Raw genomic sequence first — 17,975 nt, forward strand, 5'->3', positions numbered from 1 at the left:
GCGGGGCCCCGGCCCCGCCCGCTCTCCATCTGCATAAATTCCGATAACAACGCACCTGATCAACTAAAAGGATTATTCCGTGACCCCTACACTGCAACTGGCCTTTGACCTTATCCGCCGTCGCTCCGTAACCCCCGAGGACGCAGGCTGTATGGATCAGATGATTGAGCGGCTGGAAAAAATTGGGTTCAAGGTGACAAAGTTGCGCCGTGGCGATACCGATAATTTTTGGGCGGTGCGCAACGGGCAAAGCAAAGGCCCTCTACTTGCCTTTGCCGGTCACACCGATGTCGTGCCGAGCGGGCCGGAGGAAAACTGGAGCAGCCCACCCTTCGAACCCGAAATCCGCGATGGCTTTCTGTATGGTCGCGGCGCGGCCGATATGAAGGGTTCACTGGCAGCAATGGTGGTGGCCTGCGAGGAGCTTATCCAGCAACACTCTGATCACAGAGGTCGCATCGCCTTTTTGATCACCAGCGACGAAGAGGGGCCGGCAATCAACGGCACAGTCAAAGTCGTTGAGTGGCTTGAGGAGCAGGGAGAAAAAATAGACTGCTGTATTGTCGGTGAGCCCTCCAGCAGCGAGCGCGTCGGCGATATTATCAAGAATGGAAGACGCGGCTCCCTGGGCCTTGAATTAAAAGTCTTCGGTGTACAGGGACATGTGGCCTATCCACATCTGGCGGAAAACCCAATTCATAATTTGGCCCCAGCTCTCGCTGAACTGGCCGCAGAAGAGTGGGATCAGGGCAACCAATTTTTCCCAGCCACCAGCTTCCAAGTTTCCAACATCAGCGGAGGTACAGGAGCAACCAATGTGATTCCCGGTGAGGTGGGTCTACTCTGTAACTGGCGCTTTTCTACAGAATCCACCGCCGAAGAACTGGAGGCCCGTGCCCGAGCAACCCTGGATAAGTACAACTTAAAATATGAAGCGAACTTTATTTTGTCCGGGCACCCCTTCCTCACTGCCGAGGGCCCACTGGTCCACGCTGTAGAGCAAGCGATTCAAAAAATCACAGGAAAGGAAACAGAATTATCGACGGCCGGGGGCACTTCCGATGGCCGTTTTATCGCTCCAACAGGAGCGCAGGTAGTGGAACTGGGGCCGGTCAATGCCACTATTCACAAAGTTGATGAGAGAGTCAAAGCCGACGATTTGGATATACTTAAGGAAATCTATCGGGAAGTACTTAGGGAGCTTCTAACCTGAGCTTACTGCCCCAGACGATAATTATTTATTAATTGCACGGACTATCCCACTAAATACACGGATCGGCTTATTCGCCTCCTAACCAACTGCCTCTGCGGTATGCTCCTTCCGATAACAAAATGGAGGAGTCCGCAGATAATGAACAGACTATTGAAAATAGCCGCGGCGATATTAATCGCCAGTCCTGCCCTCGCTGAAGAGCAACCCACTAACTTCAGCTATGAGGATGTATTCAATCTCGAGTATGCCAGCGACCCTCAGTTCAGTAACGACGGAAAGAGTATTTACTACGTCCGCAACTCCATGAACAAAATGGCGGACAACAAGCGGGCAAACCTGTGGCGCATCAGTGCCGACGGCAAGGACCACCGTCCACTGACCTCAGGAGATTACTCTGATTCTTCGCCACGCCTATCCCCGGACGGTAAAACAATTGCCTTTATCAGTTCCCGCAGTGGCAGCCCCCAGATACACCTATTGTGGCTCGAAAACGGCCAAAATCTGCAGATCTCCCACCTGCCAAAATCTCCTTCAAATATTCAGTGGTCACGAGACGGCAAACAAATTGCCTTCACCATGTTTGTGCCCGAGAGCAAACCGCTCCCGGTTGAACTACCCGGTGCCCCCGAGGGCGCAGAGTGGGCAAAACCACCCCAGTTTATCGACCGCAGTATTTATCGTGCGGACGGCATGGGTTATCTCAAGCAGGGGCACACCCAGGTATTTGTCATCCCCCGTGAGGGCGGCACGCCGCGTCAGCTTACCAGCGGTGAGTTCGATCACGGCAGTAGTCTCGCCTGGAGTAAAAACAACGACGCTATTTACTTTTCTGCAAACCGCCACCCCGATCACGAGATCGAATTGATGAACTCTGAAATTTATAGAGTAAATCTCAAGGATGGCAACATCGAGCAGATCACCGAAAGATTCGGGCCCGATCACCATCCGCAGATTTCCCCCGATGGTAAAAAGCTCGCCTACCTGGGATTCGAGGATCAACGGCTCGGGTACCAACAACACAGCCTGCGTATCATCGATCTCGACAGCGGCAAGTCCCGCAAAGTCCAAACCGCTAAAGACCGCAGCATCTCCAGCTTCGACTGGCTCGGCGACAGCAAACGTATCGCTTACAGCTACGACGATCGGGGCTCCACAAAAATTGCCATTAAAAAAATTGGTGGCAGTGATACTGTAGTCGCCAGTGATGCTGGCGGTCTATCGCTTGGGCGACCCTACTCGGGCACTCACTTTGCCACATCCAAACGCGGAGCTATTGCTTACACGCAAACCAATCCGCAACATCCGGCAGAGCTGGCTTTGGCTCACAACGGCAAAGTAAAAGCGCTGACCAGCCTCAATAACGATGTGATGCCGCTGCGCAATATGGCCCGCGTGGAGGAGATCAATTACAAGTCCAGTTTTGATGGCCGTGATATACAAGGCTGGGTCGCCTACCCGCCCAATTTCGACCCGAAGAAAAAATATCCCCTGCTGTTGGAAATTCACGGCGGGCCCTTCTCTAACTATGGCCCCCGGTTTGCCGCCGAGGTGCAACTTTTTGCTGCCGCCGGCTATGTAGTTCTCTACACAAACCCACGGGGCTCCACCAGCTACGGGCATGAATTTGCCAACCTGATTCATCACAATTACCCGAGCCAGGATTACGACGATTTAATGGCCGGCGTCGATGCAGTAATCGACCAGGGTTATATCGATGAGGGGCAATTATTCGTTACCGGCGGCAGCGGCGGCGGCACCCTAACAGCCTGGATTATCGGTAAAACTGACCGATTCCGTGCAGCAGTAGTTGCCAAACCGGTAATCAACTGGGAGAGCTTCGTTTTAACTGCAGATTACTCCAGGTTCTTTACCAAATACTGGTTCTCGGGTATGCCCTGGGAAAAACCGGAGGAGTATCGCCGCCGCTCACCGCTGACTTATGTGGGCAATGTCACTACGCCAACTATGCTGCTTACCGGAGAGGAGGACTACCGCACACCCATGTCTGAAACAGAGCAGTTTTACCAGGCACTGAAGTTGAACGATGTGGAAGCTGCAATGGTACGAATTCCAGGCGCCTCTCACAGTATTGCCGCAAGACCCAGCCAGATGATTGCGAAAGTGGCTTCTATTTTGTACTGGTTTGATCAGCATAAGTCGGATAGAGAAAGAGTAAATGAGAACTTAGCTAGTAAATAGCCAATATTCTTAAACTAAAAGTGTGGGCTAAAAGCCCACACTTTTCCTACCAATGCATCTAATACAAAATTAAGGGTGAATCAAAGTTGCCTATTAGCCACCCCTGAGTCTACAATTTTATTCCCCTCTGCATAAAGGCGGCATTTTCCATAAACCTTATAACGCTGCCGAGATTTCTCGCAGAGATTAAGGGCATCATCATTTGCAGATTCCTGATTAACATTCTTCTCAGAAAAGCCCACAACAAAAGCCCCCCTAAAATCTAAAGCCAACGCGAAGGCTTTTTCCCCTGACATACCCTGGTATTTAGTAATGCCTTCTCCCAGACCTTCTTTCACAGGTTTAGCGGATAAACGAGGGCTGCTAACATTTTCAATTTCCCTGCGCATTGAACTTAGGCGAGCCTCCCTTTCCAAATTGGATAGCTGTACCATTAGGGGGCTGACAACCTGAGAGAAATATTCTTTCTCACGGCTAATATAAAGCTCATGGGCATACCACCATGCTATACCTGTGTGCCTTGGCGCACGTAAATAAGCCTGCTCCAGCATTTCTAGATAACTTTCTCTTGGATACCCTAGTACCTGCATTGCAATTGCAAGTTCATACCAATAAACAGGCACATCATCATGGGAATTAACAAGCTTAATATACTCATCTCGTATATCGGCTACTACGCTTAAATTGAGACCCTCTGCTTTCGAGAGTTCTTCAGCTAGCCTTATGCGTGTCTGAACTTCCAGGAACCATTTTTCATCGTGAAATTCAGCGGGAATAGAGCTTAACCACTCTCTTGCCCGAAGATAATCTCCACTCTGAAACTCTGCAGAAGCCATCGCTGAATTTAACTGATAACTATGAACACCCTGCTCTTTGGCATAATCAATGAATTCTTTTAATTTGTTAGACTTCTGCCCTGAAACCGCCATAAATTGCGCAATCTCTAAAATTGCATCTTCTTGGGAAAGCTGCCTTACGCTCTTAGCAAAATTAGCCATATTCATTTTAGGCATGCGCATTGTATAGTACCCAAAATCAGACTTTGATAATCGAAGATATTGGGATTCTAACTCTTCAAAACTCATACCCAACTCATCCCAAAGTGGTCGCGCCTCATCTGAGCTCTTACTATATCCTTCTAAATACCGCTGCAAAGCTTTAACACGATGCGGATCAAAAAGCAGCCAATGCGCCAGCATCCAACCGTTAGCATATAAGGCTTCTCTCTCATTATTACTTAAAGAGCCATTCTTTGCTGTAAGGAGTTCCTTTAAAGATAACTCATCCAAATGACTTAAAGTAATTGCTCGACTTACTGGTATCATCCCCAGCTCATATTCTTCCCCATGAAAACTAACAGTTGAAAAGACTTCCGCCACACCCTCACTAAACCAATAAGGAAGATTCGATGAGTTACGCCCATAAGTAAGGAAATGTATATATTCGTGAAATAAAATCTGGCGTGCCGGGTTACCAGGGTAATATTGGTTTCCAGATAGGTTCACTAAAGCAAAGCTACCATGAGAGGTATTTTGAAATAAACCTACAACTCTCTGGGTATCATCCCTACCAGTAACTCCTTTAAAACTCAATCTATCTGAAAGAGCATATACAGTTAACTTTTGCTGATCTGGAATAAAATTAATATGCTTTGTAGCTGCTACTCTAAGTCTTTCAAGATCATCAGCCAACTTCTCTACCTTGTCCGGCTTCCCATTGGTGACAATGCGAAAATGCTCGGTCTCCACCTCATACCAATTCGAGCTTATTAATTTTTGAGAAGCAGAACACCCTCCAAACAAGAAAGAAAAGAAATACAGGGAAAGGTTTAAAAAATAAGAACTTGTGAAATATTTTGGCGCTCATTTAGATCCCTTAAAGGCCTTATTAAAGTTAAATAAAATTTAAAATTACCCATTAGACGACCCACAAAGAAGCAACCTCAAGAGGTCGGGGGTCTCGAATAAACTGGAAGAATCACTCTCCGATTTAAACTTGGTACCACTTGAGAGAAAAGAAAAGCTAGAAAAACCTTATTTCCGCTTATGATAACAAGGCCATAGCTTTTACATTGAGGAGAAGAATATGAAATCTTATACAGATCTTTTAGCCTTTATTGATAAGCATATCGGTGTTGGGTCAGTAGAAAAACAGCCGGCTGTAAACTAGTAGTAAGCTAATACCACCCCGGACTTTCCAGCACCAGTTGAGCTATCAACTGGTGCTTTCACAAAGAAACGACCTTTTAGTGGAGCTGTCCTGAAGCCTGGGAGGGCTCCTCGACGGGACTCACTGGCTCGTCTAAGCCATGTGACAGTACAAAATAATAAATCACCTGCATCTGCCCATGGATTTCTGTCATCAGGTCGAAGTTATACTCTCCCCTTTCCCCTGGGCCCACCTGTACAGAAGCAATATGTGAGGGCTCAATAAAGAACTCCGCTACCGGGCGTTTGCCGCGCATCACTTGTACAAGCAGTGTGCGGGTATCCTCCTCTGCAAAGCGCCAGTAGTAGTCATCATCATCGTAAACAACGCTCTCTGGAGTACCAGCTCGGAGAATGCAGTTGGGATGCTCGGCCAGCCAGGGCCAGAAATCTTTAAAGGGGATCGTCTGTGGCATGAAGATTTAGTCATCCAGCTCGACGACACTGGCGGCACCGCCAGCGAGAGTGAACTCATCAGCGATTTGTTTGCACCAGAGGTTGAGACGCTCAGCAGTCATCTCTTCCTGTTGGTCTTCATCAATAGCGAGCCCCATAAATTTGCCCTCGCCCTCGATCTCCGCTTTGGAGGCCTCAAACTCATAGCCTTCGATCGACCACAAACCGACAATGGCCGCTCCCCGACCGACAATCACATCGTGCAACATGCCCATAGCGTCTAAGAAATAATCGCCATAACCAAACTGGTCGCCCAGGCCAAACAGGGCCACCGTCTTGCCGCTGAAGTCGATTTCCTGCACATCCTCCCAGAACTCCTCCCAGTCGGATTGGATCTGGCCGAAATCCCAGGTGGGAATACCAAAAATCAGCTGCTCGTAGTTGGCAATGTCCAACTGTGTGACATCGGCTATATCAAACAGGTCTACCCGCTCCTCACCCAGGCGGGCACGGATGCGCAGGGCTATAGATTCGGTATTGCCTTCGTCACTGCCATAAAACAAGCCGATTTTGCTCACAGTCATTCCTCTTCGCCCAATCCGGGCCACACTAGATACCTATTGGCGGGGCGGCGTATTCTCCCAGCAAAGGCGGGGCACGGCAAGCTGACCAAGGCTGTACCTCGGCACAAAAAAGCCCCCATAATTGTGGGGGCAAAGGGTTATGAACCGACCGGGCCTCTGGGGAAGGGTGCGCCCGGTGGATCGCACAAGGAGTCTGCGATTTGGGGATATCAGCTCTCGGTAGCGGGGCGCTCAAGGCGCTCTTCACGCCACTTCATGCGGCGCTCTTTGCGCTGCTCTTTCAACTCTTCAAATTTTGCTTTCTGCTCATCTGTGAGTAACGCCTCGAACTGCTGGCGCAGTTGGAAGTGGCTCTGCATTTTTTGCACCTGCAACTTGCCTAATTCTGCCCCGAGCTGGTCTAGGGTGGCTTGGTCTGCACCAGTCTCCAGAGCCGTATGGATTTGCTTGCGCAGCTCTTGTAACTGCTGCCGCTGGGCATTCCTGCTTTCGCTATTGCTATCTCTGTTAGCCTTCAACTGCGCTTTCTGGCCCTCAGTCAGTTCCAGCTTGCGCGCCATATACTCAAATCCGCGCTTGTGATGGCCGTCCTCAGCGCCAAACGCCATAGTAGCTACAGGGGCAGCCATTACTCCGGCCAAGGCCAGGCTACTCAGCACCAGCTTCCAGTTTTTCATCACTCCGTCCTCACGTTTGTATTCAGTGATTTCATAGTAAGTCGGGCCTGTGTAAACAGGGGCAAACCCCGGTAAACATTTGTTAAGAACGGTAAAAAGGCCGCAGAGCTGTGATAACTAGCGCCAACGCTTTGCATATAATGGCCCCACAGCAATTGAGAGAACATCATGAGCCGCATCCTTCTAATCGACGACGACACAGAATTAACTGATCTGCTGAGGGAGTACCTCACCGGAGAGGGCTTTGATGTAACTGCCGCCAACGACGGTGGCCGCGGATTGGAATTGGCCCAAAGCCAGCACTTTGATGCCCTGGTGTTAGATGTGATGCTACCGGTGCACAATGGCTTTGATGTACTGCGCAAGCTGCGCGAGGAGGCCTCTCCCACCAGCCGCTCCCTGCCGGTTATTATGCTGACCGCCAAAGGGGACACCGTAGACCGAATCGTGGGCCTGGAAATGGGTGCCGACGACTACTTACCCAAACCCTGTAATCCCCGCGAGTTGGCAGCGCGCCTGCGCGCAATCTTGCGTCGCGGTCGGGTTGAGGTAGAAAATAACGACGACAGCCTTAGCAGCGGCCCGTTGCGCCTGCTACCAACCGAGCATCAGGCCTATTGGAGTGACCAAGCCCTATCCCTGACAGGGGCCGAATTTTCTGTGCTCAAGGTGTTAGTGCAAAGTGCTGGGGATGTAGTGGGCAAAGAGGTACTCACCGAGAATGCCCTGGGGCGTAAACTGATGCCCTACGACCGCTCCATTGATGTACATGTCAGCAACATTCGCAAGAAGCTCGCGGACAAAGGCGCCAGCCGTGATCTGATTATCAATATACGCGGCGCCGGTTATATGCTCACCCAGGCCAAGCAGTAGGTAGTATCAAAATGCGCAGCCTCTTCTGGAAAATGTTTTTTGGCGCATGGATCACCGCCATGGTGATGGTGGTTGCCGCCATTTACATTACCCATTTTGGCGAGTTTGGTGACCCCCGCCAGGAAGAGCGCTGGGAGGGGCCCGCACTGTTTCGAGAGGTCATGCGCAATATGCGTATCGCTCGCCGCCACGGGCCCGAGCAATTTCAGCACTGGCTGGAACGCGCGCCGAAGAAGGTTAAGCGGCGGGTTTACGCAATAGATAGCGAAGGCAACGACCTGCTGGGGCGACCGTTGCCGCAGAACATGGCGCCGCTGATCAACAGCCTCGACTACCGCAATCGCGAGGCCCATATGCTGGTGGATAACAAACCTACCGTGGGCTTCTTCCTGCCACTGCGCACAGGCGACCCTCTGCGTATTGCCCTGGTTGCCGGAGATAGTAAAGAGGGGCTGCTACTGCGATTCCTTTGGCGCAACTTCTGGCCCATGCTGCTGCTCTCGATGATTGCCTCAGGCATTGCCTGTTATTGGCTGGCCAGCTACCTGAGCCGACCTTTAGAACAACTGCGCGCCGCTACCAAGCGTGTTGCCGCCGGAGGATTGGATTACCGGGTCGCCCCCAGCCTGCGCACCCGCAACGATGAATTGACCGACTTGGCACTGGACTTTGACTCCATGACCGCCCAGCTTCAGGAGTCCATGTCCGAACAGCGCCGCCTGATTAAAGATGTGTCCCACGAATTGCGCTCGCCCCTGGCGCGACTGCAGGTAGCCCTTGCCATCGCCCGCCAGAAGCAAGTTGTAGGGCTCGATACTGAACTAGATAAAATCGGCAAAGCGGCGGACTATCTCGAAGATATTATCGCCGACGTTCTCTCCCTGCCGGTCAGCAACCAGGAGCAGCGCCCACTGGATGATGTGGTCGAGCTCAACAGTTTGCTCTCAGCGCTGATCGACGACCTACAGATCGAAGCGACGGATAAACATCTCGGCTTTGATATGAGCGCCAGTGGCGAAGAACTGCTAGTCGCTACTCGCGGCAGCTCCCTGACCGCAGCGCTGGAGAATATCTTGCGCAATGCGATCAAATACAGCCCCAGCCACGGACTGGTGCGGGTACTGGTGCAGGAGTCCACAGACAATTGCAGTATCTCTGTAATCGACTCTGGCTCCGGCGTGGAAGAATCCGACCTAGAAGCCATTTTCCGTCCCTTCTACCGCACGGACAGCGCCCGAACTCGTGAAAGTGGTGGTTTTGGCCTGGGGCTGGCTATCGCGCAGCGCACGATATTGCATCACGGTGGCAGCATTACCGCACGCAATCACCCCGGTGCCGGCCTCTGTGTCGAGATCAAGCTGCCACTTATCCATCTCAGCGACGATTAAACCGCAGAGGAACTGCTATAACCTTGACTAGTGCCGGCTATTCGCCGGCAATCGGGGTCAGCGATCCCGAAAATAGCAAAGGGCCCCGCTATGCGCTGGATACTCTATATCTTCGTATTTCTAATATTACTGCTCCTAGCCGGTTATCTGTTTCCCCGTGAAGTCTCCTTGGAGCGCAGTATCTACATCGACAAACCACCCCAAACCATATTCCCCTACGTCAACGACTATCGAAAATTCAACAGCTGGTCCCCCTGGCGGCATATAGATCCCGCCATGGAATATAAATACAGCGGTCCAGAAACGGGGGTGGGGGCAACCATGAGTTGGCATGGCGAAAACTCCAATGAGGGCAGCGGAACCCAGACCATCATCGCCAGCACGCCGGACTCAACAGTACTCAACAAGCTTAATTTTGGTGACGGCAGTGAAGCCTCCGCGGAGTTCAGGTTAATGCCCCAAAACGGCGGCACCCAGGTTGTCTGGAGCTTTAATACCGACACCGGTGGCGGCCCAAGGGAGCGCTGGATGGGGCTGGCTATCAAGAAAATGGTGGGGGAGTCCTACGAACAAGGACTGGCAAAGCTCAAGCAACTGATGGAGTCCAGTACCAAAACCGAGGGAGCCAATAAGGAGGAGACTAAAGACACCAGTAATTCGGTGTCCGATATTCCCTCCGATGTCGACGACGCCATGGGTGGTGGCCCGCAGGGCGTACAGGCTGAGATGCAGAATCAACAGCAGGAAGAGGCTGGAGAAACTCCTGAAAATGAAGAGCAAAAGGAGAACCAGCCGTAGGCTAAAGCTAGCACCCAAGCACGAAAAAGCCCGCAGGATGCGGGCTTTTTCGTAAAAAAACGTAACTGTATCAGGACTTATTACGACGCTGCGCCGGTACCGGTGACTTACGCAGTTTGCGCCTCTGGCGCTCCAGGTTCTGTTTCTCCCCCTGGGTTAGCGGTCGCTGGCCCAGCTTGGGCAGACCGGCGGTGATACAGAGGTCGTCAATTTCCCTGGGCTCCATCTCAATCCACTGGCCCACACGCACGTGGGATGGAATAAATACACTGCCATAGCGCACCCGCTTCAGGCGGCTCACGCGCACCCCCTGGGACTCCCACAAACGGCGCACCTCGCGATTGCGCCCCTCCATCACCACGCAGTAAAACCAGCGGTTTCTACCCTCGCCGCCGCTTTCGACAATATCGGTAAAGCGCGCTGAGCCGTCATCCAATAGCACCCCTTTAAGCAGGCGTCGCTTCATCTCCTCATCCACATCTCCCTGGATGCGCACAAGGTATTCGCGATCGATCACCGATGAGGGGTGCATCAACTTATTGGCCAGCTCGCCACTATTGGTAAACAGCAGCAGACCACTGGTGTTGAAATCCAGGCGGCCAACGGATATCCAGCGGCCGGTTTTCAGCCGGGGCAGGCGATCGTAAACCGTGGGGCGCCCTTCCGGATCGTGTCGCGAACAAATTTCGCCGACGGGTTTGTTGTATAGGATTACCCGGCAGCGGTTTTCCCCGCTGGAGGGCAAGCCCTGGCCATCAAATTCAATATGATCCGCGCCGGTCACCCGTTCGCCGAGTTCCGCTACTTTTCCGTTAACGGTCACGCGACCCGCATCGATCGCGCGCTCCATCTCACGCCGCGACCCCAGGCCGCTGCGCGCTAATACTTTTTGCAATTTTTCGCCTGCTGGCGAGGTGCCATCACTCATGGGGTGGTGTTTTCCGCTTGCACTACTTCTTGGGAATCTTCATCGACATCGCTACTTCCCGGCTCCTCTTGATCGATTGCAGCCTCATTGTCGATATCACCAAACAGGCTGCTTTTGGGCAGTGTTGCCGCGATAGGGGCTTGTGGCTCCCCAACGTCGTCGTCCTGTTCAATTTCGCTTTCATGTTCTTTTTCCGGAGTTGACTCCTCCTCGGCGTCAACACTCAAAGGCTCACAAGCCTCTGGGCTTTCAGACTGCGTCTGCGCCAACTCCCATTCATCTTCCGGCGCCTCATCCTTGATCTCTTCTTGCGCCTCTGTGGATAACTCAGCTACTGCCACATCATCACTTTCGGCAGCTTCGGTCTCTATCTCGGGCTTCTCGGCATCGTTCTCTAGCTGTATATTGGCCTCCGCAGCGATTTCCTCAAGCGCTGCAGCGACCCGGGCGTCCTCCTCAGCATCGGTATCCGTTTCCGTATCTTCAGATTCCTGCTGCTCCTCACTTTCCAGTGCGCCGGCCTCCTCTTCCGTTTCCACACTCGCCTGCTCGCCCTCTGAAAGTTCCTCTCCCTCAGCGGCGAGTGCAGCCGCGATTTCCTCGGGGGGGAGCCCCTCTGATTCGAGAATCTTATTCAAGCTCTCGATATCACGGATTTCAGCCAAAGTGGGCAAGTCATCCAGGGAGGACAGATTGAAATAATCTAGGAAATCCCTGGTGGTCGCGTAGAGGGAGGGCTTACCGGGCACATCTCGGTGACCAACCACCTTGATCCAACCTCTATCCAACAGGGTTCTCACTATCTGGGAGCTGACCGCAACCCCGCGGATCTCCTCAATATCCCCACGGGTGACCGGCTGACGGTAGGCAATAATCGCCAATGTTTCCAGAGTTGCGCGGGAATACCTTTGCGCTTTTTCCTCCCATAGGCGGTTCACCCAGGGGGCCAGATCTTCCGGCACCTGGAAGCGCCAACCACTGGCAACTTTTTTCAGCTCAAAACCGCGCCCAGCACAACTCTCGGCAATCTCACCGAGCACATCCCGTAGGGTTGTGGCGGAGGGGCGCTCCTCCTCGTCCAACAAGGACAACAATTTTTCCTCACTGAGGGGCTGAGCCGAAGCTAACAAGGCACCCTCCAGGATTCTGCGCAGTAATTCCGGAGCGATTGTCATCTTATTGTTCCAACTCTTCTTCTCTGGGCTCCACCTGCCCTTCAGAATGTGACTCCTGATCTCTCAAGTCTTGACTCAAGGCACTCTCGGCATCGGAAAACTGGGGTGCTTCCCCCGGCTCTTCTGCGTAGGAGTCATCTGTACTTTCGTCAAGTTCATCATCACCGGCTTCATTACCCTGGCTAGCTGCACGCACATGAATGGGCCCAAAAGCTTCATTTTGCACCAGCTCGACCAGGGACTCCTTGACCAGCTCCATCACCGCTAGGAAAGTCACCACCACGCCAAGGCGCCCCTCTTCCGCAGTGAACAGACTCACGAACGGCACAAACTGACCGTGGCGGATCTGATCTAGCACCTGAGTCATACGCTCGCGGGTAGAGAGCTTTTCGCGTTCCACTTGGTGGCTCTCAAACATATCGGCGCGGCGCAACACATCCGCCAGCGCAACCAATACCTCCTTGAGATCCACCTCTGGGTCGGGCCGGGTAATATTACGGTCCGGTCCTTCGGCACTGGCCTGATGGATATCGCGGCCCATGCGCGGTATTTCATCGAGATCCTCGGCGGCAGTTTTGAAGCGCTCGTATTCCTGCAGACGGCGAATCAGTGCAGCGCGAGGGTCCTCACCCTCTTCTTCTTCCGCTGCTGGCGGGCGCGGCAACAGCATGCGCGACTTGATCTCGGCGAGCATTGCCGCCATCACCAAGTATTCCGCCGCCAACTCAAAACGCATCGACGTCATCATCTCCACATAAGCCATATACTGGCGGGTGATGTCCGAGACGTTAATTTCCAAAATATCCAGGTTCTGGCGGCGGATTAAGTAAAGCAGCAGATCCAGTGGGCCTTCGAAGGCTTCCAGGATAACTTCCAGAGCATCTGGTGGAATAAAGAGATCTGGGGGCAGGTCGGTAAATGCCTCCCCCAACACGAGTGCGAGAGGGCCTTCGCCCTCTTCGCTCTCTTCGCTCTCCTCGGTGAGCGGGTTTTCCGTGGGCGAATCAGCAGGGGCGGCAGATTCGGTAGCTGCAACATCGGCGAGTACCTGTTCCTCCACCTCGGCTATTAGTTCTTCACTGGACACCCTGCCCCACCCTCAAAATCGCAAACGGCCGATTATACACCAGTGAGGCGCTAATCAGCCCAGTATTTCATCTGTGGCGCCACAGCCCTGGCGAATTAGCTCAGGCTCATCGCCTGTCAGGTCAATTACCGTAGTCGCTTCCATTCCACAAAAGCCACCATCAATCACCAGCTCCACCTGGTGCTCGAGGGTGTCGCGAATATCATAGGGGTCGGTCAGCGGCTGCGTATCGCCAGGCATAATCAGGCTGCAGCTCATCAACGGCTCACCCACCGCCTCAATCAACTCCAAAGCAATGGGGTTGTCGGGCACGCGAATGCCAATGGTTTTGCGCTTGGGGTGGATTAGACGGCGAGGCACCTCTGAGGTGGCCGGCATAATAAAGGTATAGGAGCCTGGGGTGTGGTTCTTTAGCAGGCGGAACATCTGGTTATCCACCTTGGCGTAAGTGGCTAACTCGGAAAGATCGCGACACATCAGGGTAAAGTTGTGATTTTTATCCAGCTGACGCAGGGCGCGAATCCGCTCAACCGCTAGCTTTTCCCCTAACCGGCAGCCTATCGCGTAGGCAGAATCAGTGGGATAAACAATCACCCCCCCACTAGTCACTATATCTGCGGCCTGACTGATCAGCCGCCCTTGAGGATTGTCCGGATGAATTTGAAAGAACTGCGCCACAAAGCCCCCAAGCTTTAATCAATTGAAACCTCTTGCGGCGGGCTCTGATACCCGCCGGGGATTAGGGTTCGACCAATACCGACTCCCCCTCTGGTGTGATGTGAAAATTCACACCGTCAGGCAGATACTGCTTCCCCGGGTCGATCCCGGTGCAGAGTGTGCCACAGATTCCACACCGGCTCGACGTCTTCGGGTAAACGCACACAGCCCAGTTCCCTCCAGGGCTGCTCCGGCTGGTGGAAATCACTCCCCAAAGAGCTCAACAATGGAGCTTTGCAGGAATCGCCAACGGCCAACGCCATGAGGGTGCGCAGTTCTCTGGTCTGCGTGGGGTTCTGCCGACCGCAGAGCAGCTCTATAGCATTCCCGCCACTGCGGTAGAACTCTGTCATCAGACGCAGTAATTGGGTTCGAGTGAGACTGTACTTGAGAGGGTGTGCCAACACTGCCGCACCACCAGCAGACTGTATAGTTTCTACTGTCTCTTGCAATTGTGGCCACTCCACGCGCACATCGCCGATCTTGCCGGCGCCCAGATAACGTTTGAATGCCCGCGCTGTGTCCTCAACGTGCCCGGCTTGCACCAGCCAACGGGCGAAGTGCGGCCGCCCCAGTACGGAATCACCGGCAATCGCACGCCCCCCCTGCAAAGCACCCTGAAAACCGCGCTTCTCTAGACGTTCGGCAATCCGCTCGGCGCGCTCTTGGCGCAATCGCTCGCGCAGGGCAATTGCCTGCCGCAAGCACTCGGCTGCCGGGTCAACATTCAATCCAACTACATGGACGGAGCGCCGCCCCCAAAGGCTGGAGAATTCGATCCCCGTCATCACGGTGATGCCTAATTGGTCACCAACCGCCTGTGCCTCAGCTACACCATCCACCGTATCGTGGTCAGTGAGTGCCATCAGTGTCACACCTTGAGATTTCGCCCTCGACACCAGCTCAGCAGGACTTAAAATACCGTCGGAAGCGGTACTGTGGCAGTGAAGGTCTACAAGGTCTGTATTCAGATCTTCTGGCAGGAAACTCAACAGCAGGCTCTCACTCTCTCTAGGGGTTAAAAGTCGCAGTATCTATTATTTGGAACAATCATCCGGTGGCGCTGTCCTACTCGCAACCGGTGTTTTCAAGGATAGGGCCCGGACCATAGGTCTCCCTTGGCGGCCACGAGGAACCGGAGTCTGACAGCAGTATTGTCAGTGGGGAAGCGATTTTCCTTGAGGGCCATAGCAATATGACCTCTCAACCAGCTTCCCGCGGGCATTATCACCGGAATTGAGTATGACCGAAACGAATTCGACCACCCCAGTAGCCCAACAGAAGCCCAAGAAGAAAGAGGGCCTGCTCGGCAACCTACTTCTCAACATCGTTATCCCCACCCTGGTCCTGACCAAACTCTCCGGGGACGAATGGCTCGGCACCAAATGGGCCCTAGTGGTCGCACTGGCTTTCCCTCTCGGCTACGGACTGCGCGACCTCATTCGCTCTGGCAAGGTCAACTTCTTCTCCGCCCTGGGAACTATCAGCATCCTGCTCACCGGTGGCATCAGCCTGCTGGAATTGGATCCGCAGTATATCGCCATTAAAGAAGCCGCCATTCCAGGCCTGCTGGGTATCGCCACCGTTGCCTCCCTCTACACCCGCTGGCCACTGGTAAAGACGCTTTTGTACAACGACCAGATACTGGATACCGCCAAGATCGCCCAAAGTCTCGCCAACAAAGGCAACCAGGGTGCCTTTGAGCGCACCTTGCAACAGGCGTCCTGGATGATCGCCGCCTCTTTTTTCCTCTCCTCAGTACTCAACTACGTACTGGCGAAAGTTATTTTACAGAGCCCTCCGGGTACGGAAGCCTTCAATGAGGAGCTGGGTAAAATGACCGCACTCAGCTATCCGGTGATCGCCCTGCCGGCCACCATTATTTTAATGCTGGTTCTCTTTTTCCTCTTTTCCCGTATCGGCAAGCTTACCGGGCTGAAGCTGGAAGAAGTCATGGTTGCCCAATAACAAAATTTCCTGATCAACTAACAAGAGCAAAATTCACAATGTGGTACGCAATCATCAGTGAAGATGTTAGCGATAGTCTCCCCTTGCGCAAAAAAGCGCGTCCAGACCATTTAGCCCGACTCAACCGCCTTAAAGACGAGGGGCGCCTGCTGGTTGCAGGCCCACACCCTGCCGTTGATAGCGAAGAACCCGGTGAGGCTGGCTTTAGCGGCAGCCTAGTGGTTGCCGAGTTTCCCTCGTTTGAGGAGGCTCAGGCCTGGGCCGACAGCGACCCCTATGTGGCTGCTGGTGTCTACGCTTCAACTTCTGTCAAGCCATTCAAGTTAGTACTGCCCTAATAACAACAAGCACAAGCTGTATCGCAATGAAGAAATTATTGTGCGGCCTGATCGCCGCCACACTGCTCAACGCAGTCCCGGCAACTGCCGCCGCCGAAACTCGCTATATCACCGACCAGCTACATGTGCCCATGCGCGCCGGTAAAGGCAATGGATTTCGTATCCTGCACCGCGGCTTGCCCAGCGGCACCCAGCTCAGTGTTCTCGAAGATGCCCCGCAAGAGGGGTGGACCCGTGTGCGCACCGAGGGTGGCACAGAGGGGTGGGTGAGGCGCCAATACCTGGTCTCCGACCCAGTGGCCAAACTCAAGCTGGAACAAGCGGAAGCGAACCTGGCACGCTTTGAGAAAATGGAAGGCAACCTCGGTGGGGAAGTCCGCCGCCTGGAGGAAGAAAATAGCAAGCTGAGTAGCTCCCTGGAGTCCGCCCAGCAACAGAGCCAGACGCTCGCAGCCGAGCTGAAAACCCTAAAGGCGTTATCAGCAGATGCCCTAGCACTCAATGAGCGCCACCAAAAACTCTTGCACCAGCACGAACTACTCAAGCAGGAGAAGACCATGGCAGAAGCGGAAATTCAGCGCTTATCCGGCAGTGAAAGCCACAAGTGGTATATGTATGGCGCTCTGTCTGTACTACTGGGCGCCCTCCTTGCAATGATTGCCCCGCACCTACGCCCGCGCAAGCGCCACTCAGAGTGGGCGAACTGATTTCGCCCACTCTCGTCGAAATCGCATACTATTGAGCCCCGGGGGAAGTGATATCCCCCCAGGCCCTACATCCAACTCAAAAGCGGCTGTGTCGAAACACTGCCGTAAAACCTAAAGGACTTAGGATGATGCGTAAACTATTTGCAATGCTACTCTGTGCAACCCTTGCCCTTCCCGCATTGGCCAAAAACCCGCGCGTGGAACTTAAAACCGACTTGGGCATTATTCAGATCGAACTCTTCGCCAAAGAAGCTCCGGTCACCGTACAGAACTTCCTTACTTATACCGATAACGGCTTTTACAATGGGATCATCTTCCACCGGATAGTACCGGGCTTCGTTGTTCAGGGTGGCGGATTTACTTTCGATTTCCAGAGAAAGGAAACCCAAGACCCCATCGTCAACGAATCCGCCAACGGCCTGCAAAACCTGCGCGGCACCCTCTCCATGGCAAGAACCAACGACCCAGACAGCGCTACCTCTCAGTTTTTTATCAATCTGGTCGATAACACCAGGCTCGACGCCCAAGAAGACAAGCCCGGCTACGCCGTTTTTGGCCGGGTGATTGCCGGCATGGATATTGTGGAAAAGATGGTAGAGCAGCCAAGGGGCCTCTATCGACAGCACCCAAGTGCCCCCAACACGCCCATCCGCATCCTTGAGGCCAAACGTATAGACACCGGTGACAACGCCGTCGCCACCAACAGCAAGGGAGAATAAG

The 17,975-nt window shown here is 53.3% G+C and carries 17 protein-coding genes and 1 pseudogene; 9 read left to right on the forward strand and 9 right to left on the reverse strand.

Annotated features, from left to right (window positions below):
• Positions 1-79 precede the first annotated feature (79 nt).
• Both dapE and ACJJIJ_RS11940 read left to right on the forward strand, forming a co-directional pair.
• Positions 80-1,213 (forward strand): succinyl-diaminopimelate desuccinylase, encoded by a 1,134-nt coding sequence (gene dapE / locus ACJJIJ_RS11935; RefSeq protein ID WP_444937493.1) that lies wholly within the window; start codon positions 80-82, stop codon positions 1,211-1,213.
• A 138-nt stretch (positions 1,214-1,351) separates the two neighbouring features.
• Positions 1,352-3,412 carry an alpha/beta hydrolase family protein gene (locus ACJJIJ_RS11940; RefSeq protein WP_444937494.1) on the forward strand — a complete coding sequence of 687 codons (2,061 nt, stop codon included), beginning with the start codon at positions 1,352-1,354 and terminating at the stop codon, positions 3,410-3,412.
• Positions 3,413-3,492: 80 nt separating this feature from the next.
• On the opposite strand, the gene ACJJIJ_RS11945 is transcribed toward ACJJIJ_RS11940, so the two are convergent.
• The 4 genes from ACJJIJ_RS11945 to ACJJIJ_RS11960 form a co-directional block, all read right to left on the reverse strand.
• The gene (locus ACJJIJ_RS11945; protein ID WP_444937495.1) at positions 3,493-5,103 is read right to left on the reverse strand and encodes a hypothetical protein; all 1,611 of its coding nucleotides are present in this window, start codon (positions 5,101-5,103) and stop codon (positions 3,493-3,495) included.
• A 554-nt stretch (positions 5,104-5,657) separates the two neighbouring features.
• Complete coding sequence (locus tag ACJJIJ_RS11950; RefSeq protein ID WP_444910178.1) at positions 5,658-6,035, reverse strand: hypothetical protein; 378 nt, start codon at positions 6,033-6,035, stop codon at positions 5,658-5,660.
• Positions 6,036-6,041: 6 nt separating this feature from the next.
• Positions 6,042-6,593 carry a flavodoxin gene (locus ACJJIJ_RS11955; protein WP_444910972.1) on the reverse strand — a complete coding sequence of 184 codons (552 nt, stop codon included), beginning with the start codon at positions 6,591-6,593 and terminating at the stop codon, positions 6,042-6,044.
• 215 nt (positions 6,594-6,808) lie between these two features.
• A complete protein-coding gene (locus ACJJIJ_RS11960; protein ID WP_444937496.1) occupies positions 6,809-7,276 on the reverse strand; it encodes a Spy/CpxP family protein refolding chaperone in 468 nt (155 codons plus the stop codon).
• Positions 7,277-7,444: 168 nt separating this feature from the next.
• On the opposite strand from ACJJIJ_RS11960, the gene ACJJIJ_RS11965 reads away from it, so the two are divergent.
• From ACJJIJ_RS11965 to ACJJIJ_RS11975, 3 genes are all read left to right on the forward strand, one after another.
• Entirely contained in the window at positions 7,445-8,149 is a 705-nt protein-coding gene (locus ACJJIJ_RS11965) for a response regulator (protein ID WP_444884168.1), read from the forward strand.
• Between the two features lie 11 nt (positions 8,150-8,160).
• Complete coding sequence (locus ACJJIJ_RS11970; protein WP_444937497.1) at positions 8,161-9,537, forward strand: ATP-binding protein; 1,377 nt, start codon at positions 8,161-8,163, stop codon at positions 9,535-9,537.
• Between the two features lie 90 nt (positions 9,538-9,627).
• The gene (locus tag ACJJIJ_RS11975; protein WP_444937498.1) at positions 9,628-10,335 is read left to right on the forward strand and encodes an SRPBCC family protein; all 708 of its coding nucleotides are present in this window, start codon (positions 9,628-9,630) and stop codon (positions 10,333-10,335) included.
• Positions 10,336-10,405: 70 nt separating this feature from the next.
• On the opposite strand, the gene rluB is transcribed toward ACJJIJ_RS11975, so the two are convergent.
• The 5 genes and pseudogenes from rluB to ACJJIJ_RS12000 form a co-directional block, all read right to left on the reverse strand.
• On the reverse strand, positions 10,406-11,263 hold the full coding sequence (rluB, locus tag ACJJIJ_RS11980) for a 23S rRNA pseudouridine(2605) synthase RluB (protein WP_252082694.1): 858 nt from the start codon (positions 11,261-11,263) through the stop codon (positions 10,406-10,408).
• Entirely contained in the window at positions 11,260-12,438 is a 1,179-nt protein-coding gene (gene scpB / locus ACJJIJ_RS11985; protein WP_444937499.1) for an SMC-Scp complex subunit ScpB, read from the reverse strand. The genes rluB and scpB overlap by 4 nt, the downstream gene beginning before the upstream one ends.
• Positions 12,439-12,616: 178 nt before the next feature.
• Positions 12,617-13,525 (reverse strand): annotated as a pseudogene (locus tag ACJJIJ_RS11990) (segregation and condensation protein A); the annotation flags it as partial.
• A 54-nt stretch (positions 13,526-13,579) separates the two neighbouring features.
• Complete coding sequence (locus ACJJIJ_RS11995; protein ID WP_444937500.1) at positions 13,580-14,203, reverse strand: L-threonylcarbamoyladenylate synthase; 624 nt, start codon at positions 14,201-14,203, stop codon at positions 13,580-13,582.
• Positions 14,204-14,319: 116 nt separating this feature from the next.
• Positions 14,320-15,234: a PHP domain-containing protein gene (locus ACJJIJ_RS12000; protein WP_444937501.1), complete on the reverse strand. Its 915-nt coding sequence runs from the start codon at positions 15,232-15,234 to the stop codon at positions 14,320-14,322.
• 250 nt (positions 15,235-15,484) lie between these two features.
• Here ACJJIJ_RS12000 and ACJJIJ_RS12005 point away from each other — a divergent pair, with 250 nt between their 5' ends.
• From ACJJIJ_RS12005 to ACJJIJ_RS12020, 4 genes are all read left to right on the forward strand, one after another.
• Entirely contained in the window at positions 15,485-16,210 is a 726-nt protein-coding gene (locus ACJJIJ_RS12005) for a VC0807 family protein (protein WP_444937502.1), read from the forward strand.
• Positions 16,211-16,248: 38 nt separating this feature from the next.
• Positions 16,249-16,548, forward strand: a complete 300-nt coding sequence (locus ACJJIJ_RS12010) for a YciI family protein (protein WP_444884164.1) — start codon at positions 16,249-16,251, stop codon at positions 16,546-16,548.
• Positions 16,549-16,574: 26 nt separating this feature from the next.
• Positions 16,575-17,255, forward strand: a complete 681-nt coding sequence (locus ACJJIJ_RS12015) for a TIGR04211 family SH3 domain-containing protein (RefSeq protein ID WP_444937503.1) — start codon at positions 16,575-16,577, stop codon at positions 17,253-17,255.
• 128 nt (positions 17,256-17,383) lie between these two features.
• Entirely contained in the window at positions 17,384-17,974 is a 591-nt protein-coding gene (locus tag ACJJIJ_RS12020) for a peptidylprolyl isomerase (protein WP_444884163.1), read from the forward strand.
• Position 17,975 lies beyond the last annotated feature (1 nt).

The sequence above is a fragment of the Microbulbifer mixtoriginis (SeqCode) genome, assembly GCF_052467945.1.